The following is a 21,115-nucleotide window of genomic DNA, read 5'->3' on the forward strand; positions in this document are numbered from 1 at the left end:
AGAAGGTACGACGCCCCCCCGGATGACTGAGTCTCCGAAGTGCAACTCCGTCTAGCTGTCAGCTTCCGATAGGTTTGAAAGCGAAGGTAGATAGCTTCGAAGACAAGTCTCGCTTGTCAGCTGATAACGCCGGCTCATACTGCCATGGGATGTCGTTCATCTTTGTTGTTGGCAATCGCCTGCCAGCGCAGATCACCCATATACCGCCAAGCCATGAAGCCATTGTCATCGAGAGCTATCAAATGAAGCCATTTATTGTCGAATAGGGCTCTCACTTGATCATGACGCTTCAGGATCGCGCTCATCGCGTCCCGAGGTGCTTCAAGAAGTACGGTCAAGCGAACAGGATCGTGCACGTAATGCTTGCCGTCATGAACTGACTGCCAAGGAAGTCCCGCCCGCAACAGTCCGCCATTTCCCTCCAAGACGCCGATCCCGCCGGTGACGTTGTGAAGAAGTTTATTGCCGCCACCAAACAGTTCTGGGGCAACCGTAGATCCATAATATTGAAGGCTGATCCAACTTGCTACCACGACCGGCGCTGTCATGATCAATTCGAGGATGCTGAATCCCTCGTCCAGCCGCCACTCATAGTCATGAAGAAAAACGCGCCCTTTAAGGTCTCGCCCGACAGTGTGATGGCGCGGTGCTGCAATAAATGCCTCACAGCCGGCCAACCCCCATTCCGGACGGATTTCGGACCAATCGCGGGATCGACTTACGATGTCATTTGGATCGGTGGCTCTTGGCAATCGTAATACGCGTTCGCTCCGCGCCTGCTGCCCCGCGGTTTCAAGCCAGGCCTTTGCCTTCCGGATTTTGTCTTTATGCGCTGAAGACGGAAAATCCGCTTCGTATACGGTCACCCGGTCCGTAGTGGTGTCATGCAACGCGCCGAGAAACAACGTGTCGTCAGGAATATTGATTTTACGCTCCGCCAAACCCACGCGCACCTCGCGCTCGTTTAGCAGCCCAGCAAGCAACCGTGCATTCACTTCACCGGAATAGCCGCCGCATGCGCCGCAGTGGAGCGCGCTAGCATGTGGGTTGTTGATGACATTTGCGCCATGTCCGGCGACAAGAATGAGCGGTGCGAACCGCTTAACCAGACACATCGCCTTGAGGATATTCTCGGCGATGCTGATGCGCGCGTCGAGAGGTAGCGCCGGATCGAACCGCGGAGCGGGATCGTTTGGGACCTCGTTTTGGGACCGACCGAGGCTGTCATGGACCAGCTTGCTCGCATAAATTGGTCCGGTCGCTTCGACGAAAGCAAAAGAGGAAATTGCGGCAAGCTTGAATCTACCCCAGGCGCGCTTCGCGCGCGCAACAAGCCGGACGGCTTGGTCTAGGTTGCCGTTGTCGCGCGAATCCCCGCCGGAGCATGAGTGTATTTTAGGATACAGCAATACCGGTAGATGAGCTTCGGACACATCGGAGGCAAAACGCTTATGCAAAATCCCGAGGCCAAAAAAGCCGGCAAAACCGAGCGTTTCGATACCGGGATCAGTATTTTCAAGTGCCCGGCGGAATACCTCCGAGCGCACGTCTATGCAAAAAGCCATCTGCAATTCCGGGCGCGGCGCTATATTTGTAAGAGTGGGAACAGCAAGGATTTTGGCTAAGTGCCGCTGCGTCGAGCGCTCAACTGCCTCCTGCAGGATCACATTGATGGCGTCGTCCGGTGTCGGTTCGATTGGCGAAGCATAAGCGCAAAGCGCATTTTCCCATTGGCCGACGATCTTTGAAGAAAATTTTTCAAACAACGCGCTTTCCCACATTATCCGTATGGCCAGTAGTCCGACTATCGTGTCGTCTGAACTGCCCGAGAGTTCAGCCTTCCAAAGTCTGTAGCGGGCGTACTGAGCCCAGCCGCCGAGGCTTAGAAGCAGCCGGTGGAAGTACGGTTCCATCGCGTCGTCGCTGACTCCTAGCTTTTTGACTACTTGGATCACTGCGTCGTTCTCGAACTCGGGTGCGTGCGCGACATGAGCAGCAAATCCCGACAAACTGAGTATCTCTGGCGTGAGGTCGTTCGTCGCGACCGCTCGCCACGCAGCATAGGTACTTCGACCCTGCGGTGCCGCCCATAGGGCCTGGCCCGCGTCGAAATAGCTGGCCGCCCAGTGACCGACGCGCTCGGACACAATTCCAGGCCAGTCAATGCCTGAAGCACTGGCTGCCAGATCCGCGATGGTCGGAAGCGGGTGCAAATCCAGTGTTTGCACTTCTGCTTTTGATTTGATCGACGCAAGGGTTTCGGTTGGGGCTAGTTCTCTTGCCGCGCCAAGAGCGGCTTCAATATCTTCGTCGGAAATTTTACCTGTGTTAATGCGGTCTGCGTACCATGCGCGTGGCATTGTGAGAGCAATCCCAGCAGCTCTTCTGAGGCGAGCTGCAGCAATGGGTAACGGTTCCTCGGTTTGTCCCAAGAAGGGGTTCACCGCCACACTGGAAGTTAGCGGCCAAAGAGGTGGAATGGCGCGAGCCGCTTGTTTCGCAGCGGCAAGAATGGCATCCGATTCCGGTGTTTCGGGTTCAGGCGTAATCATCAGCATTGATTTGTTCCTGGCTGTATTTTTCAAGACGGCTTACGGACGGACCAGCCGCCAAGCATCCGGTCGAATGTTGCGTTGATGTAAAGACCGTTCGAAAGATGAACCCGCAGACCGGCCGCAGCAGGGTGATTTGACCAAAGCGGGAAAAGTGCTTGAGCAACTGCTACTGTCCCAAACGAGATGATCGCGAGAACCATAAGCGTCCACTCGAGACGGCCTGGTGTAGGTGTTGTGGGCAGCGCGCCAGCGGTCAGCCACTCTGCCAGCGTTTGTAGGGCGAAGTAGCCGAACGCTGCGGCAAGCGAGTAGACCGCAGTCATACGGGTCAAAACACGCGGAGCAGCGTCGGCCATTCCCTGTGCCAACAGATAAGCTACGCCGAAAATCAGGATGGTGCCGAGCGCAAGAGATTGCGGTGTTTTGTGATCAAAGCCGAAAATGGTGCCAAACGCCGCGCCGATCGCGGCATAGATCGTAAGCGCCGCGATAAAGGCCCAGCAGACTGCAGCTCCGTCAGGTATCGCAACTGGTCCTGGTCGCCGGATGGCCGCTACTTGCTCAACCGCGCCGCCAGAAGAGAGAAAGGCATGCGCCTTGTAGAGTGAATGTGCGACTATGTGGAGCAACGCTAATGAGAAGAGTCCCAGCCCGCATTGAAGCGTCATGAACCCCATTTGCGCCACCGTCGACCAGGCAAGCGAAGTTTTGACCGAAGGCTGCGTCAACATCACAAGCGCGCCGAAAAGTGCGGTGAAGCCACCTACAATAGCCAGCACGGCCAACGTTCCTGGCGAGAGCAACATGACATCAGCGAACCGGACGAGCAGAAATCCGCCACCATTTATGACGCCGGCATGCAGCAATGCGGAAACCGGTGTCGGCGCTTCCATGACTTCGGTCAGCCAACCATGCGTGGGGAATTGCGCCGACTTCAAAATTGCGGCAAGCGCAATAAGGATCGTCGCGGAAACAGCCATCAAGGGCACATTGCCCTTCCTGGCGGCCGCATTGATCGCAGCGATATCGGTTGTCCCAAAGGCGAGCGTCAGTAGAACAGCTGCCGTGATGAGACTCACGGCGCCAATCCGCGTAAAAAGCAGTTTCTTTCGCGCAGCGCGCTGCGCAGCGATCCGGCCGGGATAAAATAACAACAGACGATGAAGGCAGAGGCTGGTCGCCATCCATGACACGACAAGCTGGGAAATATTGCTAGCCTGCACGAGAAGAAGCACGCTCGCCAGAGCTGCGGTTAGCCAACCGGTGAAGGTGCTCTGGCGCGGCTCACCGTCCAGATATGTGCGCGAATAACGCACCACGATCCAGCCGACGAAAGCGACAAGTGCAAGCATCGTCACGCTAACGGCATCGAGACGCGTCGATAGACCGATTCCGGCGGTGCCAAAGAGGGTACTTTCGCCGGCGCCAAGGAAGACAAGCGTAACGACCGATACTAAGGCCACTGCCAGCGCCAAAAGCGCAGTAATTTCGGCAACGGTTGCTACTAAGCGAGAATGCAGTTCCGAGAGCGAAAACGAAAGACCCGCAGAAAGAAGAAGGACGAAGGGAGCAATCAACGGGAGGGCGTAAGGCGACACGAATAGCCTCCAAATGGGGTTTCATCGCCCCGCTGATACTCGGATAAGGATTGGGAAGAAAAATGCATTGTTTGCGCGTTTTCGTTCGCTATAATGAAACGAAATGAGCGCGCTCAATTACAACCACCTGCGATATTTCTGGGCCGTTGCCCATGACGGGAACCTCACGCGCACGGCCGAGACATTGAACGTCACCCAGTCGGCCTTATCGGTGCAAATCCGCAAACTTGAAGCGCGTTTAGGCCATCCTTTATTCGACCGACGAGGTCGGCAACTACATCTGACGGAAGCGGGTCGGATAGCGCTCGACCATGCCGATGCGATCTTCTCGGCCGGCGAGGAACTAATTGTTACCCTGCGTAACACGGGCAGTGCGCGGCGAGTGCTTAGAGTTGGCGCTTTAGCGACGCTTTCTCGCAATTTCCAAATGGCTTTCTTAAAGCCGCTATTTGGACGCGCCGATGTTGAGCTGGTGCTGCGCTCAGGTAGCACTAGCGAGCTTTTGCAGTCGCTTGAGGAACTGAGTCTCGATATTGTTCTCGTTAACCAAGCACCGTCTCGCGATGCCTTGACGCGCTTTGTCGCTCACCGCCTCGCCGAACAACCTGTTAGCTTGATCGGCACCAGAGCTCGACTTGGAAACAGAAAGAAGGAGGATTTAGCCCAGCGGCTAAGGTCCCACCCGATCATCTTGCCCACGACCGATAGCAGCGTGAAGATTGGCTTTGACGCTCTTGTCGATCGGCTGGGCATTCGTCCGCAAATCGTCGCGGAAGTAGAGGACATGGCGATGATGCGCTTGCTAGCACGCCAAGACATCGGGCTTGCCGTCCTGCCGCCGATCGTTGTTAAAGACGAATTGGACTCTGGTATCCTTGTCGAGGCGAACAGACTGCCAGGCATAACTGAGAATTTTTACGCCGTTACGATGGAAAGAAAATTCCCAAATCCGCTTCTGCGTCCATTATTGACGCACGATCTTTTAATGTAAGAAAGAGCTGTTCATGCGAGTTTAGCGCGTGGATTTTGATATCCTGCGTGATCTTGGCTTTTCCTAGCAGCGGCTCCGCGTGAATCTTCAGCGTGTCAATATAACATGCGTTGGTAGTCTGGAACTCTCGGCTCAGGTCCTTAAAAATCCTGAGATAGTCAAAAGGTCTTTATCGCCGCGGCCACATAAATTCACGACCATCAAATGCTCTCTTTGTTTTTGCGGCGCGAGGGTCAAGACCCTCGCCAAGGCATGTGCAGGTTCAAGAGCTGGAATAATACCTTCCAGCTCTGCGCAAAGACAAAGCGCTGACACCGCTTCCTCGTCTGTTGCAGAAATGTACATTACACGTCCGATAGCATCTAACCACGCATGTTCTGGTCCTACACCTGGATAATCGAGACCTGCTGAGATTGAATGTACATTCTCAATCTGGCCATCGTCATCCATCAGTAAACGCGTCCGATTTCCATGAAGCACTCCGGGCTGTCCCTTGGTTATGGACGCCGCATGCATCCCACTTTTGAGCCCATTACCGGCGGCCTCAACGCCATACATTTCAACCGTAGGCTCATCAAGAAAGGGATGAAACAAGCCAATCGCATTGGAGCCGCCGCCAATACACGCGATCAAAGAATCAGGAAGACGACCTTCAGATTCCAGCATTTGAGAGCGGGTTTCTTGTCCAATGACGCACTGAAAATCTCTAACCATCATGGGATATGGATGAGGCCCAGCCACAGTGCCGATGCAGTAAAAAGTATCCTCAACATTAGTCACCCAATCACGCAATGCCTCATTCATGGCGTCTTTTAGAGTTTTTGATCCCGCTTCAACCGGCCTGACATCCGCACCGAGTATCTTCATCCGTAGAACGTTGGTTTGCTGCCTTTCAACGTCTAGAGATCCCATGTAGATTACGCATTGGAGCCCAAAACGAGCGCATAACGTGGCGGTCGCTACGCCATGCATACCAGCTCCAGTTTCAGCGATAATTCGCTTTTTCCCCATGCGCCGTGCGATCAAAATCTGACCGAGCACGTTGTTGACCTTGTGGGCACCCGTGTGGTTCAGCTCGTCGCGTTTAAAGTATATTTTGGCGCCTTTGCAGTGGTCTGTCAGACGCTCGGCGAAGTACAGCGGGCTGGGTCGGCCTACATAGTTTTTGAGATAGAAATCCATCTCGCTTTGGAACAGATGGCACTCGCGCGCTTCTATGTACACACTCTCCAACTTGAGAATGAGCGGCATTAATGTTTCAGGTACATAGCGTCCGCCAAACAAGCCAAAGTGGCCGCGGTCATCGGGGCCGGAGCGCAAGGATTCGGCTCGATTAATCCTCATTCACTTTAGCCCAGACAAGCGTTGCGCACGATCTTGCAGGCTCTGCATGTTTTACTTTGCATAAGAGATTTACTCGGCATAGCGGTTTCTTACATACCCGCGACGATCTGCATGGGTTTGTAAGAATTGGTCTCGTGGTAGTATGCGATCAGTTGTTTGTCATAGCCAAGAACTCGTGCCTTGTACTTGCGTTGTCTCGGAAGCAGCCGAGCATACAGCTCGTGATCATTTCCGAACCCACTTTGTGAACACCTCGGCTAGACATGCAATGATGCGTAGCCTTGATCACAACTCCTACGCCTTGTGGCTTCAATACTTCCTGTACGGCTGAAGCGATTTCAGAGGTCAGGCGCTCTTGTATTTGAAGCCTCTTAGCATATGCCTCGACGACGCGAGCAAGCTTCGAAAGTCCGACAACGCGGCCATTCGGCACATATGCAACCCACGCCTTCCCGACAATCGGCGCGAGATGATGCTCACAGTGACTTTCGAATGCGATATCCCGGAGAATAACCATCTCCTCGTAGCCACCTGTCTCGTCAAATGTCTTGTTCAAAATTTGAATGGGATCTTGGCCGTAACCCGCAAAGTACTCGCGAAACGCCCGGGCAGCCCGTGAAGGCGTTTCGACTAATCCGGGTCTATTCGGGTTATCTCCTGCCCAACGTATGATGGTGCGAAAAGCGGACTCGACTTCCTCCCGAGAAGGCGCGGCAATTTCGTTAGACGTAGGCAGTGGACTGATCGTCAAGCTTTTCGACTCCGTTGCGCCGCTCCTAAAATCAATAAATTCCCCGGGGCGAGAGGGCTCGCCGACCGGGGAACATACTTTGCGTCAGCTTGCAGCGGGGCGGCTACAAGACGCAGCAAATAATACGATGGCGTGGTTGGGTTAGATCACCAAAAGCGACAAAAAGTTGGTGACGCTAACCCGCAGTGGAGTGCATACCGCAACGGCCTAATCCGGTGTCGAGATTGGCACCGTAATTAAATGATCTTCGAGACTGATCATTTCGAAAACATAGTTCGAAAGCTCGCTCGCAGTCATTTTGGTAGGGTCGAAACCGTTATCGAGCCCGAATTTTGAATTGAGTTTCTCTGCGGTCTCGGTTTTTTCCGCTAGCCCCATAGACCAATGTTCGAACATTCGCCCGTCAACAATGGAAGCATGCACGATCACGATGGATCGATGGCGTGTGTCCTTGGCAATTCGGCAGAATAAGTCCGATACAGAGGTCTGGTCACCTTCAAGAACCTGGGCGAAATAGTTGCGATTGAACATAAGGCCACCGGTTATTCCTCGGTCGCGATTTTTAGTTCCCGCAGATAGGACGAGCTTGCGAAGCTCGCTTTGAGCAGGGTTAGTCGGTCTTTTTATGAGATTTGTGCTGTAATAAGCCAGACGAAACAACATAAGCAACAATTCCTATCGATACGTCAGGTTTTGCCGTGGCGACAGAGTGTTAAACAGCGACGTGCATAGCGGCATTCCGGCTAATTACTGAGACGTCTGGCAAAGCCATCAATGCCGGCTTGGCAAAATAATATCCTTGAAATAAGGAAATTCCTGCCGCCCGCAGAACAGTCAGCTCCTGTTCATTTTCGACCCCTTCGGCCAGCACCTCGATATCAAGCGAGCGCGCGATGCCCACAATGCCTGCGATGATCACTTGTTTGGCTCGGCTGAGGTTAATGTCTCTTAGCAGCTCCATGTCGATTTTGATGAGGTGGGGCTGCCAGCGTGCCAAAAGACCCAGTCCAGCATAACCAGCGCCGAAATCGTCAAGTGCAGTCCAAAATCCGAATTTGCGATAGGCATCCACAATTTTTTGCACGTGCCCTGGATCTGTCATCCTTTCGTTTTCAGTAAACTCGAACATCAGGTTTCGATGCGGAAACTGTGCGCGCTTTGCCGCAGCCAGGGATTTCTGAATACACGCACTTGGTTCATATACGGCGTTTGGCATAAAATTGATGGATAGCCGCAGATCTCTTCCAGCGAATAAGGCACCCGCGGTTTGGATTGCCATCACGCGGGAGGCCTGATCAAACCGGTAACGAGTATCATCGTTCACCTGGTTCAGAATTGATAATGCTGGCTCACCATTTACGCCCCTCACCAAGGCCTCGTAACCCCAAACCTGCTGGGCAGCCAGATCAACGATCGGCTGGAACGCCATCTTGAATTCAAAGGGAAGCTGCACATCCTCGCGGCATCCAACGCATGTAGGGTTCATCAGCGTCCAGCTTTTTAAAATGTTAGCAACGGTGGTAAAGTAGTTAAGATTTGTTAAATGGGCGTTAATCTATCGCTAGAGGGTCCTCTTAGTTAGTCAGGCTAGACCAGCAACCGCATCAGCGTGTGTTTGAGGGAGAGCTCTTTCAGATTGGATATTCGTGCCGTTCTCCAAATAAAATTCGACGGTTTGTCGGCGCGTTCGATCTGCTATCACGGCAGTTGTGCTGTGGAGACGCGCGTAACCGATGATGCTCATCTAGGCTGCGAAAACGCGCCAGGTATATCGTAGAACGATATGTACTCCCCGAGCCGAGCTTCATTGCCTGCTAATCGTTACAGCGATGGCGACCAAGATAAGAACTAATGCTACGCCGGCTATGAGAAAAGCCGACATCAGCATTTCGAATCTTTCCCCGGCTCCTATCGCCTTGGATTCTGGGGGGGCACCAACATTAGGCTCATTGTCGTTGCTCTCTACCATGGTTCTAACACTTTCTGTCCGTGTACCCGCGAATCGCAGCCTGAACGCCGACCCCGGTGCATAGCCTCGAATATCCTATTCACCGCCTATAATACGCAAAGCAGGCCGTCGCCTAAAACGGCTTTACTCAGCATGCAGATCTTTCTTCTCGGTCTGGAGCTTCTTCAGAAGCGCCTCGATAGCTTCGAGAGTCTGCTTGTCTACGAAGACTCGCTTGAGTTTTTGATATCTTTCGATCCGAGCGTCAATTTCATCGCACCGATTACACATTGGCAATCCAAGCAGCTTGCGCATGTTTATCAAAGCAATACGTCTGCTGAAGCGAATTGGATCAGTAGGCCACTGCCAAATTCAATTGAGCCATGTGATGGCGCATGAAGTTCATTCCAGGAACTCGCCGTTTACCCTGTAATCCATTCGGCTAAATTCAATTTACCTGTTCCCAATTTACGTTCCGACAAAGCAGTCCGCGCAATATGCACCCGCGCGTGATTAAGCTATTGTGACCGACAATCACCGTTAATGCGTAGCTTCTATCGCGTTTAGGGTCGTAGGCGGTGCCTGCAAGCTTCGTTTCAGACATGCGATCCAGCGACATCACCAATCGGTCGCCGACTTCCTCGCCTTTGCTTGCATCTTTGATCCAAAGATTGGTTGCGCAAATCTTGGATCCGCACGGTGCGATTCGGACGCGAGCATTCCCGTCATCGCGCAACCACACTCCGTCAGGGCTGCGTTCCTGGGCGGCCAATGCGGTGCAGCCTATAAGATAAAGGACAGAGAACGCTGCTGCGCGCATTATCACGACATAGACTCCGGAAGATCTGCACTTTTACCTTTGCTATACGCAGGCCTTCCCTATTCGGATCACATGTCGTGGGCGGTCCGCTTTTGTGAGATCATCGTAACGAGCAGCATCGTGTGATCCGGAGATCACGCTAGAGCGTAACAGGAATAGTGCTGGGTAAGGAAAGGCCACCCCTTGAAAACTTATGGCATTGCCTACATCGCGACCGGTTTGGTGTTTCTCGCCATTGATGCGATCTGGCTGACTGTGGCGGCGCAACGGCTCTATCGTCCGCTCATGGGTGACTTGTTGGTCGACGGCTTCAGGCTGGCGCCGGCGGCGCTGTTTTATCTCATTTACATCGCCGGAATCGTCTTGTTTGCAGTCGCGCCTGCTTTGGCCAGCGAAAGGTGGACGACAGCAACATCCTACGGCGCGCTCCTCGGGTTTTTTGCCTATGCGACCTATGACCTGACCAACCAAGCGACATTGAAAAACTGGCCGGTAGCGGTGACCATCGCCGATCTGTGCTGGGGAACGTGTCTGACCGCGGTTGCGGCAACGGCCGGTTTCCTGATCACACGCGCCTTCACGTCCGCGAACTGATCTGGCTTATCAAGCCTGATGCGATAAGCCCGACGAAGACGCAGAGCGTGCCCGCGCTCATGGCGTTCAACCGGGAAAAGGCATGATATTCGGAAGTGGTGTAGATGTGGAGCGGAGTGCCATACATGCCATTGAGCCCGAGATAAATAAGGAAGGCTGCGCCGATTAGAACGAAGGCGATGGGCCGTTCCGAAGCTCTGAAGAACGTCGCCGCGATCAAGACGCATGGGATTAGAAAGATCTCCACCCCGGACGCAGGGCCAAATACCCGCGCGCTCAAGATCGTGTTGGCCATGCCGGCAATGGGGAGCAGCGCTCGCCCAGTCTTGGAATATCGTCTGGCAACGGCTGGCACAGCCATGAATAGCGGCGTCGACAGGAAGGTGAAGACAGTTGCCCAGACATGGTCGCTGACGGTCCAATAGACATAGAGTGGATAAAACGGCTGGTTGGACGCCACCACCAGCGCAATCAAGTTGCAGGCGGCGACCATGGGATCGTCATGAGCGGCGTAAGCGGCGATTCGATCCCACATGTATCGAGAAAGATTCATGGATAGACCGGGCGTTAGGCTGGGCGTAGGAGATAATGGCTTACGCCCCATTCTTCGCCGCCAGCATGTCCGAACAGCCCCGCCGTCGCCAGATAGAAGAGACGCCAGCGCTGGCGCCAGAGAATGGCATCGGCACCATAGACCGCGCCGAGAATGCGGTCGATTTGCTCGCGGTTTTCATCGAAGCGTGCCAGCCAGTCCACCGCTGTCTTCTGATAGTGAAGCCCGCTCCAGCGCCAGTCCTTTTCAACCACAAAGCAGTCCGGGAAATGCCCGATCAGGCCGTGGCTCGGCATGATTCCTCCCGTGAAGAAGTGCTGGGCGATCCAGTCCGCCTCGTTCCTGTGATCGAATCGATAGGGACTGTTCTTGTGACTGAAAACGTGAATGAACAGCCTTCCCGTCTCGGGGGCGAGCCACGTCCTGATACGTTCGAGCAGGCCCTCCCAGTTCGACATATGCTCGAACATCTCAACCGAGACGATCCTGTCGTACTGACTGCCCGCCGTGAATTCATTCATATCCGCCGTTAGGATACGCACATTGGCGAGGCCGCGTTCGGCCGCTTGAGTCTCGATATGAAGTCGCTGTGGCCTTGAGTTCGAGACAGCGGTGATGATCGAACGAGGGAAACGCTCGGCCATGAAAAGCGTCAGCGATCCCCAGCCGCAGCCGAGTTCCAAGATCGCTTGCCCGTCGGCAAGGTCGGCGTGTCTGACCGTCTCTTCAAGCGACATCCGCTCGGCGTCAGCCAGAGTTTCCTCACCCGTCCGATAAAGGCAGCACGAATATTTACGACGCGGACCAAGCGTGAGGGCGAAGAACTCGGGCGGCAGTTCATAATGCTGCTTGTTGGCGGCGTCGGCATATTCGGCTATCCGATACTCGCCCATGGCGCGCACGAAATCGCTCTCTGCCAAGTGCCCCTCGGTGGCAAGCTTTCGTCGCGTGCGTCCGACTAGGAGTTCGATGCCCATCTGCGCCAGAGAGTCGGGAAGAGGGGCGCGTTCCGCAGCGCGGATAACTGAGGCAATCAAGCTCATCGAATGTCTCCGTTGTCACTCGCATAGGCAGCGTGTTGTGGGCCTGGCCAGAATGCGTTGACGCGATGTTGATAGTCTCGAAATGCCTTGCCGCGCGAGCGCAGCATGTGCGCTTCCAAGGGCGGAATACCGGAGGCGTGAACCAGGAGCCAATACATTAGCAATGGTCCGGCGAGAGACAACCACCCCCAGGGGTAGGCACCTGAAAGATCGATTGCGATGATGGCGTAGGCGAACCAGCCTATCCATTCGAAAAAATAATTGGGATGACGCGACATCCCCCAAAGCCCAACGTCGCAAACCTTCCCTTTGTTTACCGGATGGGCACGAAATGCGGAAAGCTGACAGTCGGCGATCGACTCGCCGAGAACTGCCACGATCAAGAAGGCGAAAGCGAGCCAATCAGAGAATCTGAGCCCGGGTGCGGGGTTGTGAGCTGCAAGCGTGATCGACAGCGCCAGCGCCAGCCCCACCAGTGCCTGGATTTGCAGAAACCAGAGCAGGCGAACCTTGAATGCGTCTCCCCATTCCTCGCGCATCTGCCGGTAGCGCGGGTCGTCGCCGTCGCCGCGGGCGGTGCGAACAGCGATGTGGATGCCAAGCCGCAGTGACCAGACCAGCGCGAGAGCCGCCACGAGCACTTGACGAACCGAGATTGGGTTATCGGCGAGAGGCATAAGGGCCGCTGCCGCGCCGAAACAGCCGGTTGCAAAGGACCAGGTCGCGTCGATCCAGCCGGACTGACTGGTCCGCAGCGCCACAAGCCATGCTCCGGTCATCGTTGCCAGGAGGCAAGCCGCGAGCGCTACAAAGATGATTGTCGCCGTCATGCGGTACTACCCCGAACCGCCGTTGAATCGAGGAGCGATTGAGGATCGATATTTTTCAGAGCAAAGCTTACGACGTCATCGAGAACAGGCGCCAAGAACCGCAACGGTCGCGCCAAGGCGCCGATCAGCACGCGGTGATCGATATAGTCGTACAGCTTGATCTCGGCTTCGCCTCCGACACGTCTTATGCTTTCGGCCATCCGAACCGTATTGCCAGGATCGACGTGTCTATCCCGCCGCCCCGTTGCCAGAAATGTCGGTGGCGCATCTCTTCCAACGAAGTTAATTGGCTGCGTAGCGGCCAAGCCTTGATGCGGTCCAAAAATTTCTTTCAGCTTAGTGCTATTCAACGGAAGAAAGTCGTAGGGACCGGCAAGGCCGATCATCGCGCTGAGATCGCGGCTTGCAACAAGTCCCACTTTGGCAAGCCTTTTACGGTCAAATGCCAGCATAGCCGCGATGTGGGCACCGGCGGAATGGCCCATGACGATAAGCCGACGCGGATCGCCACTGAATTCCACTATATGATCCACGGTCCAGCGTATCGCCTCGGCCGCGTCATCAATAAAGTCAGGGAACCGGACCTCCGGAAAGACGCGATAATCGGGAATGACGACTGTGAAGCCGCGCGCCGCCAACGCCGACCCGACAAAAAAATAGTCGCCGCGCTCGCCTTCCTCCCAGCCTCCACCATAGAAGAAGACGATGACAGGGGAAGGTCCATGTATGGGGGGCTGATAGACGTCGAGGAGATGACGCGGACCCTGTCCATAGCGGATGCCCTTACGCGGTCGAGTTGCTCCGATCGCGGCGATCGCATTAAGAAAATTGAGCGGCGACGTAAACGCTTTCATCTGCTAGCAGCCATCCACCGGTCAGGATCAGAAACCCACGAACGGGCGCAAAAGGCGACCCAGGAATCCATGAAGCCGTGTGTCGCCTTCAAGAGCTGCAAGACAGACGCAATCCGATTCATGCCCCACGACCGGGCGATGATCGACATCGTCGCCCGCCTCGTCGAGATCCCCCGGGAAATACCGACCTCGCTCATCCAAAAGTGATCCGGACAGGATTTGCATGAATTCGAGGCCAGTATGTCCATGAGCTGGCAAATGAAGCCCCGCTCTCCCTTTGAGCAGCATGACCTTAGCTTCCGGACTGCCGGCGATCTTGACCTTGCTCCACTGGAAGCCAGGTCCAAGCCATTTCCACGGGCCGACCTCGCAGTCCTGCATCGCTCGCGGAAGTTCCAATCCCAATTCCGGATGCTTGATCGTAGGCCGGTCTCTCGCCTGTAACGGTTGAGCAACTTCAAGCCGCTCCATGGTGCGCCCGAAGAGATCCGCCGCAAGCGGAGCGGGTGGCATCTCGTCCAGGATCGCTCCGCCAATGGCCTCGAAATTCGCCATACGGTTGCGGCAGACGGTGCATCCTTCAAGGTGTACGGATACGACAAGCGCGGGGCCGGCACTCAACGTTCCGCTCGCCCTACGCATCAGCGTTTCGTCGCTGGGATGATGATTGATTGTCATATATTGTTGTCCAACAGGGTCCGAAGGCGATTGAGTGCCAGCCGGACACGGGATTTTACGGTGCCGAGCGGGATGCCCAACTCTCGAGCGATCTCCGCATGGGGCTTCTCAGCAAAGAAAGAGAGCCGCACGATCGTTGCCTGATCGCTCGGTAGGGATGCCAATGCCTTTCGCACCCCTTCTTCCCGTTCTGCCGTGATTGTGATGTCTTCACCCGATGGTGGCATGTCGGGTTCATCGCTCGGATCCAAAATATTATCGGCTGTCCGAGACTGCGTGCGGCGCAGCCGGTCAATCCTTTGATTGCGAGCAATCGTAAACACCCATGTCGAGGCACCCGCTTTACCTGGATCGAAATAAGACGCCTTTTGCCATACCGCGATCATGACCTCCTGGGTCACTTCCTCGGCGACGGAATCCGCAAGACCTGACCGCAGAAGGAAGCTTTTGATGCGAGGCGCGAAATAGGCGAATAGCTGTGCGAAGGCATTTCGATCCTGCTCCCGCGCAACAGCACATATGAGACTGATCAGTTCCTCAGGAGAAGGTAACACCTCTTTTTGCCTGGCCTTGTTCAAAACAATAAGCCTCGCTGCGGGACGGACCTGCCGCGTGTGCCTTTTGTCGAGATGTAAACTTGCTGCATCCATTTGTCCTTCATACGCCCGCGTCCTGCAATCAGATCACGGGTTAGGTGATCTGCTACGCGCCAAGTTCCGTAAATATTGGCAGTTTGACGCGCGGAGGGAAATCCTTTGACCGGAAAGATTGCAGCCACCGACTGGCATAACGGACCAGAACACGGGCCGGCCCCGGGTCAAAGCCTTGATATTGCTGTTGTGGGCAGCGGCATTTCCGGCCTGTCCGCCGCGTGGTTGCTTTCCAAGAGGCACCGGGTTGTTCTTTACGAAGCCGATAACCGGCTGGGCGGACACAGCCACACCGTCGATGCTGGGGGCCTAGCAGTCGATACTGGATTCATCGTGTTCAACGAGAACACCTATCCCAACCTGACGGCTCTGTTCGATCACATCGGCGTTTCCACAAAGTGTTCCGATATGTCGTTTGCCGTTTCCCTCGACGATGGCCGTCTCGAATATTCCGGCACCGGACTACTAGGTCTATTCGCGCAGCGCCGGAACGCCATCAGCCCACGATTCTGGATGATGCTACGCGATCTCGTCCGCTTCTATCGCGAGGCACCGCGGAACGTTGCGGCACTGGGCATGATAACTCTTGACGAATATCTCGATGCGGCTGGCTACGGGGATGGATTCCGCAACGACCATCTCTATCCTATGGCGGCAGCCATCTGGTCGACTCCGGCGGCGAAAATCGGTACCTATCCCGCGGCTTCGTTCATCCGATTTTGCGAGAGCCACGGGCTGCTTAAGCTCACTGGCCGTCCCGTCTGGCGAACCGTCGCTGGCGGCAGCCGATGCTATGTCAGGCGGCTCTCCGAGACCATACCGGAAGTCGTGTCAAACTATCCTATCAAAGCGATCGTTCGTACCGGAAATGGCGCCGATGTCATCGGGCTCGAGGGCAACCGCCGCCATTTCGATCACGTTGTCATCGCCGCCCACGCGGACGAGGCACTGAAGCTGCTGGCCGATCCGAGCAGCGAAGAACGGCGTCTTCTCGGAGCATTCGAATATATTTTCAACGATGCGGTCCTCCATTCCGATACGCGTCTGATGCCGCAGCGGCGTCGGGTCTGGTCGAGCTGGAATTACATGACCAGAGATGACCTTGACGGCCGCCGGCTTGCGGTCACCTACTGGATGAACCGCCTTCAGGGGATCGAGAGCGATCGGCCGTTGTTCGTGACGCTTAATCCTCACAAGGAAATTGAAGCCGACACAATCTTGAAACAGATGCGTTACAGCCACCCCCGTTTCGATGCCGCGGCAATGGAGGCGCAGAAGCAGCTTTGGTCGCTGCAAGGTAGCCGCAACACCTGGTTCTGCGGCGCCTATTTCGGCGCAGGGTTTCATGAGGATGGGCTGCAAGCCGGTCTCGCGGTCGCCGAAGCGATCGGGGGCGTGCGGCGGCCATGGACGGTTCGGAACGAATCCGGGCGAATTCATATATATGAAAGCGAGCTTGATCTGCCTGAGACGGAGGCAGCCTGATGCCAAAGTTCCGATCAGCTCTTTTCGCTGGTTCTGTGATGCACCACAGGCTCCGGCCAAGACAGCACCGCTTGCGCTACAGAATATTTTATCTCCTGCTCGATCTCGAAGAAATCGATGCTCTGGCAAGCAGGCTTCGCTTGTTCTCGCATAACCGTTTCAACCTCTTTAGCTTCCACGATTGCGATCATGGCGAGGCTGCAACCATGCCGCTTCGCGACAGGATCGAGCGGCACCTGGAGGAAGCGGGCATCGAATCGGGCGGGCCGATCCAACTGCTCGCCATGCCGCGCATCCTAGGATACGCCTTCAATCCGCTAAGCATCTATTTCTGTCACAGACGCGACCAATCACTTTCCGCGATCTTCTACGAGGTCAACAACACCTTCGGGCAGCGCCACAATTATCTCATTCCCGTGCCCTCAGGCGTCGAGGGGCCAATCCGGCAAGAAAGTAGAAAATCTTTTTATGTGTCGCCATTCATGACCACCGACATGGTCTATTCGTTTTCTGTCGTGCCTCCGGGAACGGATTTAGCGGTTTCAGTCATCGGCCGCGACGAGAGCGGGCCGCTTATTATTGCCAGGCTGGCCGCTGCCCGACAGGAGTTGACGGACGCTTCACTTGCGCGCGCCTTTTGCGTTTATCCACTGCTGACATTCAAAGTCATCGCGGGAATCTACTGGGAAGCGTTTCTGATTTGGCTGAAGGGTATTCGTCTGCATCGTCGACCCTTGCCACCCGATCAATCGGTCACCGTTGGGCGTAGCGCTAGTCCTGAGATCAATCATCCAGAGAAGAAAACAGCGAATGGTCTTTGATGGAAAAACGAGAACAATGGACGGGATTGGGGACCGCAAGGAAAGCTTGGCCGCCCGCGTCTTGCGCCGAATGATTGCCCAGATCGAGTTCGGCCATATCATGGTTGTGCTGCCCTCCGGTGATCGTATTGAGCATTCTGGTGCGCAGGCGGGACCTTCTGCAACGCTTGTTCTCCGCCGCTGGCGTGCGATCCGGCGACTCCTCAGCCACGGAGATCTGGGCTTTGCAGAAGCCTATATCGAGGGCGATTGGTCGAGTCCCGATCTTGCCGCATTCCTGGAATTGGCGGCGCGAAACATCGCCGTGCTCGATCGCAAGATGTCTGGTTTCTGGCCTGTTCGCATGTTTAATCGCGCGCGGCATTTACGGCACGCGAATAGTAAAGCGGGTAGCCGCAGGAATATCTCGCTTCATTACGATCTCGGCAATGATTTTTACCAGTGCTGGCTCGATCGGAGCATGACGTACTCCTCTGCGCTCTATGCGCATCCAAACCAGACGCTTGAAGACGCTCAGGAAGCCAAGCTGTCACGAATCGAAAAGCTCCTGGACCTCCGCGGTGGCGAGGATATCCTTGAAATTGGCTGCGGCTGGGGCGCGTTGGCCGTGAGATTGGCCCGCGCAGGGGCTCGCGTTACCGCTGTTACCCTGTCGTCGGAGCAACTGGCACTCTCTCGACAGCGCGTAGAACAGGAAGCTCTGGTCGACAGAGTTGCTTTGGAATTGACCGACTATCGCGACATCGAAGGCTCTTATGACAGGATCGTATCGATCGAGATGCTGGAGGCGGTCGGTGAGGCGTACTGGCCGATTTATTTCAAAACCCTGCATGATCGCCTGAACGTCGGCGGCATAGCGGTCCTGCAAGTGATCACGATTAACGAGGCTCGCTTCGAGGCCTACCGCGGTTCCGCCGATTTTATTCAGCGTCATATCTTCCCAGGCGGGATGCTTCCAACGAAAGCGATCATTATCGAACAAGGTGCGCAGGCCGGCCTCAAGCTCGTTTCAACACAAAGTTTCGGCCAGAGCTATGCCGCGACACTGGCCGAGTGGCGCAAACGTTTCTTGGCGTCATGGCCCAGCATCACCGAAATGGGGTTTCCGGAGCGCTTTCGCCGGCTCTGGGACTATTACCTATGTTATTGCGAGGCAGGCTTCAGGGCCGCAACTATCGATGTGGACTTTTATGTCCTCGCCAAAAGCTGACGGCCTAGATGGAAGAAGCAAAAATTTTTTGAGGAACCCTTTGTCTTCTCCCAGCAGACACAAAATCGGCTCCATTGATTACTTGAGGTAGGTCCGCGAATCTAAATCGGTTTGTCGCCTAGATGACTTCTCGCAGCTTTCAGTCGTGAATATCAGCGCGAATATAACTCAATCCGCCGATAGCAAAATCGCACTGAAAGGCTCGGCCTATGGCCACCAGCCCGATACGCCGCAACCGACGTTTATTGAGTGGAATATCGGTGCGATAAGGAGCAAAGGCGCTGAACCGCAAAACGACGGTCCGCCAATCTGCATATGCCGTGAAATTTTGGCGGTACGACTGCCACGGCTTTGCCAAATAGTCCGTCCTCAAGTGAACGCCGTAGAGCTCGCCATTGCCAAACACGTCGATCGCAATTCCGTCCCAGCCACTTGCATCCACAACATCGGCTGTCGGCGAGAGATCGAGTGCGGCTTGAACAAATCCTCCATTATTTTCCAAGCTGACGTCTCCGCGCACACGGATGGCGGCCCGACCAGCGATCACCTCGCGACCTATAACTCCTTTGGAATCTCCACCCATGACCTGGTCTGTAACAAGTCGCCAGACGCTGCCAATCGTAGCCACAAGAGGCTCCCCGCTGAGGTCATCTATTATGTTGGGCGCAGGCAACATCTTCCCGTCCCTCATGCTTGTGAACGCACGTTAGCGACACGCCGAAGAATGGCAGCACCAGCAGAGGCGCAACTCAGCCACGCCATCTCATGGGATGGCCCTGTTCGCCGATGGCGGCTTGATGGCCTCAAAACCCTACGCTGCGTCCGGAGCTTATATCGGCCGAATGTCCGGTCGTTGCCGCACCTGCACCTGCGACACCAAGATCGCGACGGGCCAAGCTGCGTACCCGTCCAATTTTCTCTGCTGGAATTCTTGATCAAGAACCGTTCATGTCTTGAGCAAAGTCCTCGGATCATCATGCTTTATCGAACCCTCAACCAAACGCCAAAAGAGCGCGAGAAGACCATCACGCAAGCGGCCCGCGCATTCATGGAATGCTTGTAGCAAAAGGGGTCGGCCTTGTCGGGCGTGCTGGCTCGGGAAGCTGTTCGTCGTAGCTAGCCGCGCCTTACACCCAACCTGCCAATTCCTTTCTGACGACGTGTTCTATGACTTTCATTCCGTCCGTCCCGTCGTTGAGGCACGGCACATGAGTGAACCGTTCGCCGCCACTGTGAAGAAAAGCTTCCTTCGCCTCCACTGCAATCTCGTCGAGAGTTTCGAGGCAGTCGGAAACGAAGCCTGGATTGATCACTGCAATTTTCTTTGTTCCGTTTTTTGCCAGTTCTTCGACGGTCTTATCGGTGTATGGCTGCAGCCACTCTTCCGGACCAAACCTCGATTGAAACGTCACCATTATCCGGTCTTTGTCCCAGCCAAGACGTTCCCCGAGCAGCCTCGTCGTTTTGTGGCACTGGCAGTGATAGGGATCGCCCTTCTTGAAATACGACATCGGAATGCCGTGGTAGGACGTGAGCAGTATCTCCGGCTCCCAATCAAGAGTGGCAAGATGACTTTCGATCGAATTGGCGAGAGCGTCGATATAGATTGGATCGTCGTGATATCTTGGCACCGTGCGAATTGCTGGCTGCCATCTCAGATTGATCAGCGCCCTGAAACTCTCGTCATTCACCGTCGCAGTCGTCGCGGCCGCATATTGAGGATAGAGCGGATAGAGAAGAATTCTTTCGCATCCGGATTCCTGAAGATCCTGGATCTTGCTGCGTATTGATGGCTTCCCGTAACGCATGGCCCAGTCGATCCGCACCGACGAAAATTCCGACAATCTGTTTGCGAGTTGCGAAGCCTGGCTGCGTGTGTAAGTCCGCAGGTAGCTTTCGCCCTTTTCCTTGTTCCAAATCGTCTCATAAGCTTTTGCGACTTTTCTCGGTCTCGTGTTCAGCACGATGCCGTAGAGTATCGGATACCAAAGCCAACGAGACCACTCGATGACGCGGCGATCTGTCAGGAATTCTGCGAGATATCGGCGCAGTGAAACGGGATCGGTAGCCTGGGGCGTGCCGAGATTGATCAGCAACACGCCGATTTTGCCAAATTCCACCTTCGGATGCTCGTAGGGGGCGTTCTTAATCAAAACTCGACCATCCATTTCGGAAAAGTTTTGTTAGCGTAAAAGGGCGCGTAAGATCGTAAAGCGTAGTGTCTAACTCCAAGAGCAGCTCACGCTAGAATGTTTCAGAACCGATTTTGCGTTTTTTCTATGAATGACATCGAATCTGGTCTCCGGCATGTCCAAGTACGTTTACGAGCTGGAGAGCCCGGCGGATCACTGCCTCAACGGAACAGCCTGAATGGGCTATATCCGCGCTGT

Annotated in this window: 21 protein-coding genes; 6 read left to right on the forward strand and 15 right to left on the reverse strand. The window is 55.1% G+C overall.

Annotated elements, in window-relative coordinates:
• Window positions 1–134 precede the first annotated feature (134 nt).
• A complete protein-coding gene (locus tag AFIDRAFT_RS14010; protein WP_009340153.1) occupies window positions 135–2,558 on the reverse strand; it encodes a YbcC family protein in 2,424 nt (807 codons plus the stop codon).
• Between the two features lie 23 nt (window positions 2,559–2,581).
• Window positions 2,582–4,153, reverse strand: coding sequence for a proton-conducting transporter transmembrane domain-containing protein (locus tag AFIDRAFT_RS14015; RefSeq protein ID WP_009340154.1), 1,572 nt, complete (start codon window positions 4,151–4,153; stop codon window positions 2,582–2,584).
• A gap of 103 nt (window positions 4,154–4,256) precedes the next feature.
• Here AFIDRAFT_RS14015 and AFIDRAFT_RS14020 point away from each other — a divergent pair, with 103 nt between their 5' ends.
• On the forward strand, window positions 4,257–5,144 hold the full coding sequence (locus AFIDRAFT_RS14020) for a LysR family transcriptional regulator (protein WP_009340155.1): 888 nt from the start codon (window positions 4,257–4,259) through the stop codon (window positions 5,142–5,144).
• Window positions 5,145–5,276: 132 nt separating this feature from the next.
• Here AFIDRAFT_RS14020 and trpB read toward each other — a convergent pair whose 3' ends face one another.
• The 4 genes from trpB to AFIDRAFT_RS14040 all read right to left on the reverse strand — a co-directional run bounded on the left by trpB (window position 5,277) and on the right by AFIDRAFT_RS14040 (window position 8,725).
• The gene (gene trpB / locus AFIDRAFT_RS14025; protein WP_040298420.1) at window positions 5,277–6,488 is read right to left on the reverse strand and encodes a tryptophan synthase subunit beta; all 1,212 of its coding nucleotides are present in this window, start codon (window positions 6,486–6,488) and stop codon (window positions 5,277–5,279) included.
• A 148-nt stretch (window positions 6,489–6,636) separates the two neighbouring features.
• On the reverse strand, window positions 6,637–7,239 hold the full coding sequence (folE, locus tag AFIDRAFT_RS14030; RefSeq protein ID WP_009340158.1) for a GTP cyclohydrolase I FolE: 603 nt from the start codon (window positions 7,237–7,239) through the stop codon (window positions 6,637–6,639).
• Window positions 7,240–7,446: 207 nt separating this feature from the next.
• Window positions 7,447–7,902: a BLUF domain-containing protein gene (locus AFIDRAFT_RS14035; protein WP_009340159.1), complete on the reverse strand. Its 456-nt coding sequence runs from the start codon at window positions 7,900–7,902 to the stop codon at window positions 7,447–7,449.
• A gap of 49 nt (window positions 7,903–7,951) precedes the next feature.
• Window positions 7,952–8,725, reverse strand: a complete 774-nt coding sequence (locus tag AFIDRAFT_RS14040; RefSeq protein WP_009340160.1) for an EAL domain-containing protein — start codon at window positions 8,723–8,725, stop codon at window positions 7,952–7,954.
• Window positions 8,726–9,340: 615 nt separating this feature from the next.
• On the opposite strand from AFIDRAFT_RS14040, the gene AFIDRAFT_RS19845 reads away from it, so the two are divergent.
• Window positions 9,341–9,586, forward strand: coding sequence for a hypothetical protein (locus AFIDRAFT_RS19845; RefSeq protein ID WP_009340161.1), 246 nt, complete (start codon window positions 9,341–9,343; stop codon window positions 9,584–9,586).
• Window positions 9,587–9,635: 49 nt separating this feature from the next.
• On the opposite strand, the gene AFIDRAFT_RS19555 is transcribed toward AFIDRAFT_RS19845, so the two are convergent.
• Window positions 9,636–10,007: a DUF2147 domain-containing protein gene (locus tag AFIDRAFT_RS19555; RefSeq protein WP_245258183.1), complete on the reverse strand. Its 372-nt coding sequence runs from the start codon at window positions 10,005–10,007 to the stop codon at window positions 9,636–9,638.
• A gap of 183 nt (window positions 10,008–10,190) precedes the next feature.
• On the opposite strand from AFIDRAFT_RS19555, the gene AFIDRAFT_RS14045 reads away from it, so the two are divergent.
• Complete coding sequence (locus AFIDRAFT_RS14045) at window positions 10,191–10,601, forward strand: DUF2177 family protein (RefSeq protein ID WP_009340162.1); 411 nt, start codon at window positions 10,191–10,193, stop codon at window positions 10,599–10,601.
• Here the strand turns inward: AFIDRAFT_RS14045 and AFIDRAFT_RS14050 are convergent.
• The 6 genes from AFIDRAFT_RS14050 to AFIDRAFT_RS14075 all read right to left on the reverse strand — a co-directional run bounded on the left by AFIDRAFT_RS14050 (window position 10,585) and on the right by AFIDRAFT_RS14075 (window position 15,137).
• A complete protein-coding gene (locus AFIDRAFT_RS14050; RefSeq protein WP_244469132.1) occupies window positions 10,585–11,094 on the reverse strand; it encodes a hypothetical protein in 510 nt (169 codons plus the stop codon). The two genes, AFIDRAFT_RS14045 and AFIDRAFT_RS14050, sit on opposite strands and share 17 nt — an antisense overlap.
• Window positions 11,095–11,168: 74 nt before the next feature.
• The gene (locus AFIDRAFT_RS14055) at window positions 11,169–12,197 is read right to left on the reverse strand and encodes an SAM-dependent methyltransferase (protein WP_009340164.1); all 1,029 of its coding nucleotides are present in this window, start codon (window positions 12,195–12,197) and stop codon (window positions 11,169–11,171) included.
• Complete coding sequence (locus AFIDRAFT_RS14060; protein ID WP_009340165.1) at window positions 12,194–13,027, reverse strand: DUF1295 domain-containing protein; 834 nt, start codon at window positions 13,025–13,027, stop codon at window positions 12,194–12,196. Before AFIDRAFT_RS14060 ends, AFIDRAFT_RS14055 begins: the two co-directional genes overlap by 4 nt.
• Window positions 13,024–13,881, reverse strand: coding sequence for an alpha/beta hydrolase (locus AFIDRAFT_RS14065; protein ID WP_009340166.1), 858 nt, complete (start codon window positions 13,879–13,881; stop codon window positions 13,024–13,026). Before AFIDRAFT_RS14065 ends, AFIDRAFT_RS14060 begins: the two co-directional genes overlap by 4 nt.
• A gap of 27 nt (window positions 13,882–13,908) precedes the next feature.
• On the reverse strand, window positions 13,909–14,559 hold the full coding sequence (locus AFIDRAFT_RS14070; RefSeq protein WP_009340167.1) for a ChrR family anti-sigma-E factor: 651 nt from the start codon (window positions 14,557–14,559) through the stop codon (window positions 13,909–13,911).
• A complete protein-coding gene (locus AFIDRAFT_RS14075; protein ID WP_009340168.1) occupies window positions 14,556–15,137 on the reverse strand; it encodes a sigma-70 family RNA polymerase sigma factor in 582 nt (193 codons plus the stop codon). The genes AFIDRAFT_RS14070 and AFIDRAFT_RS14075 overlap by 4 nt, the downstream gene beginning before the upstream one ends.
• 177 nt (window positions 15,138–15,314) lie before the next feature.
• Here AFIDRAFT_RS14075 and AFIDRAFT_RS14080 point away from each other — a divergent pair, with 177 nt between their 5' ends.
• From AFIDRAFT_RS14080 to AFIDRAFT_RS14090, 3 genes are read left to right on the forward strand one after another with little or no spacing between them, the layout of a single operon-like run.
• Entirely contained in the window at window positions 15,315–16,694 is a 1,380-nt protein-coding gene (locus tag AFIDRAFT_RS14080; protein ID WP_009340169.1) for an NAD(P)/FAD-dependent oxidoreductase, read from the forward strand.
• Window positions 16,694–17,515 (forward strand): DUF1365 domain-containing protein, encoded by an 822-nt coding sequence (locus AFIDRAFT_RS14085; RefSeq protein ID WP_009340170.1) that lies wholly within the window; start codon window positions 16,694–16,696, stop codon window positions 17,513–17,515. Before AFIDRAFT_RS14080 ends, AFIDRAFT_RS14085 begins: the two co-directional genes overlap by 1 nt.
• Before the next feature lie 16 nt (window positions 17,516–17,531).
• Window positions 17,532–18,725, forward strand: coding sequence for an SAM-dependent methyltransferase (locus tag AFIDRAFT_RS14090; RefSeq protein WP_009340171.1), 1,194 nt, complete (start codon window positions 17,532–17,534; stop codon window positions 18,723–18,725).
• Between the two features lie 139 nt (window positions 18,726–18,864).
• Here AFIDRAFT_RS14090 and AFIDRAFT_RS14095 read toward each other — a convergent pair whose 3' ends face one another.
• The gene (locus AFIDRAFT_RS14095; protein WP_009340172.1) at window positions 18,865–19,401 is read right to left on the reverse strand and encodes a CIA30 family protein; all 537 of its coding nucleotides are present in this window, start codon (window positions 19,399–19,401) and stop codon (window positions 18,865–18,867) included.
• A 451-nt stretch (window positions 19,402–19,852) separates the two neighbouring features.
• Entirely contained in the window at window positions 19,853–20,893 is a 1,041-nt protein-coding gene (hemH, locus tag AFIDRAFT_RS14100) for a ferrochelatase (RefSeq protein WP_009340173.1), read from the reverse strand.
• Between the last annotated feature and the right edge of the window lie 222 nt (window positions 20,894–21,115).

This window comes from Afipia sp. 1NLS2 (assembly GCF_000178995.1).
In the GTDB taxonomy this organism is placed as follows: Bacteria; Pseudomonadota; Alphaproteobacteria; order Rhizobiales; family Xanthobacteraceae; genus Afipia.

What these genes read in the sequence shown, in the direction of transcription:
- AFIDRAFT_RS14040 (WP_009340160.1), bottom strand. Translation starts at nt 8,725, where the DNA reads ATGAACCCTACATGCGTTGGATGCCGCGAGGATGTGCAGCTTCCCTTT.
- AFIDRAFT_RS14085 (WP_009340170.1), top strand. Translation starts at nt 16,694, where the DNA reads ATGCCAAAGTTCCGATCAGCTCTTTTCGCTGGTTCTGTGATGCACCAC.
- hemH (WP_009340173.1), bottom strand. Translation starts at nt 20,893, where the DNA reads ATGGATGGTCGAGTTTTGATTAAGAACGCCCCCTACGAGCATCCGAAG.
- AFIDRAFT_RS14055 (WP_009340164.1), bottom strand. Translation starts at nt 12,197, where the DNA reads ATGAGCTTGATTGCCTCAGTTATCCGCGCTGCGGAACGCGCCCCTCTT.
- AFIDRAFT_RS14090 (WP_009340171.1), top strand. Translation starts at nt 17,532, where the DNA reads ATGGACGGGATTGGGGACCGCAAGGAAAGCTTGGCCGCCCGCGTCTTG.
- AFIDRAFT_RS14060 (WP_009340165.1), bottom strand. Translation starts at nt 13,027, where the DNA reads ATGACGGCGACAATCATCTTTGTAGCGCTCGCGGCTTGCCTCCTGGCA.
- AFIDRAFT_RS14050 (WP_244469132.1), bottom strand. Translation starts at nt 11,094, where the DNA reads ATGGTCGCCGCCTGCAACTTGATTGCGCTGGTGGTGGCGTCCAACCAG.
- AFIDRAFT_RS14095 (WP_009340172.1), bottom strand. Translation starts at nt 19,401, where the DNA reads ATGTTGCCTGCGCCCAACATAATAGATGACCTCAGCGGGGAGCCTCTT.
- AFIDRAFT_RS14035 (WP_009340159.1), bottom strand. Translation starts at nt 7,902, where the DNA reads ATGTTGTTTCGTCTGGCTTATTACAGCACAAATCTCATAAAAAGACCG.
- AFIDRAFT_RS14010 (WP_009340153.1), bottom strand. Translation starts at nt 2,558, where the DNA reads ATGCTGATGATTACGCCTGAACCCGAAACACCGGAATCGGATGCCATT.
- AFIDRAFT_RS14020 (WP_009340155.1), top strand. Translation starts at nt 4,257, where the DNA reads ATGAGCGCGCTCAATTACAACCACCTGCGATATTTCTGGGCCGTTGCC.
- AFIDRAFT_RS14065 (WP_009340166.1), bottom strand. Translation starts at nt 13,881, where the DNA reads ATGAAAGCGTTTACGTCGCCGCTCAATTTTCTTAATGCGATCGCCGCG.
- AFIDRAFT_RS19555 (WP_245258183.1), bottom strand. Translation starts at nt 10,007, where the DNA reads ATGCGCGCAGCAGCGTTCTCTGTCCTTTATCTTATAGGCTGCACCGCA.
- trpB (WP_040298420.1), bottom strand. Translation starts at nt 6,488, where the DNA reads ATGAGGATTAATCGAGCCGAATCCTTGCGCTCCGGCCCCGATGACCGC.
- AFIDRAFT_RS19845 (WP_009340161.1), top strand. Translation starts at nt 9,341, where the DNA reads ATGCAGATCTTTCTTCTCGGTCTGGAGCTTCTTCAGAAGCGCCTCGAT.
- AFIDRAFT_RS14070 (WP_009340167.1), bottom strand. Translation starts at nt 14,559, where the DNA reads ATGACAATCAATCATCATCCCAGCGACGAAACGCTGATGCGTAGGGCG.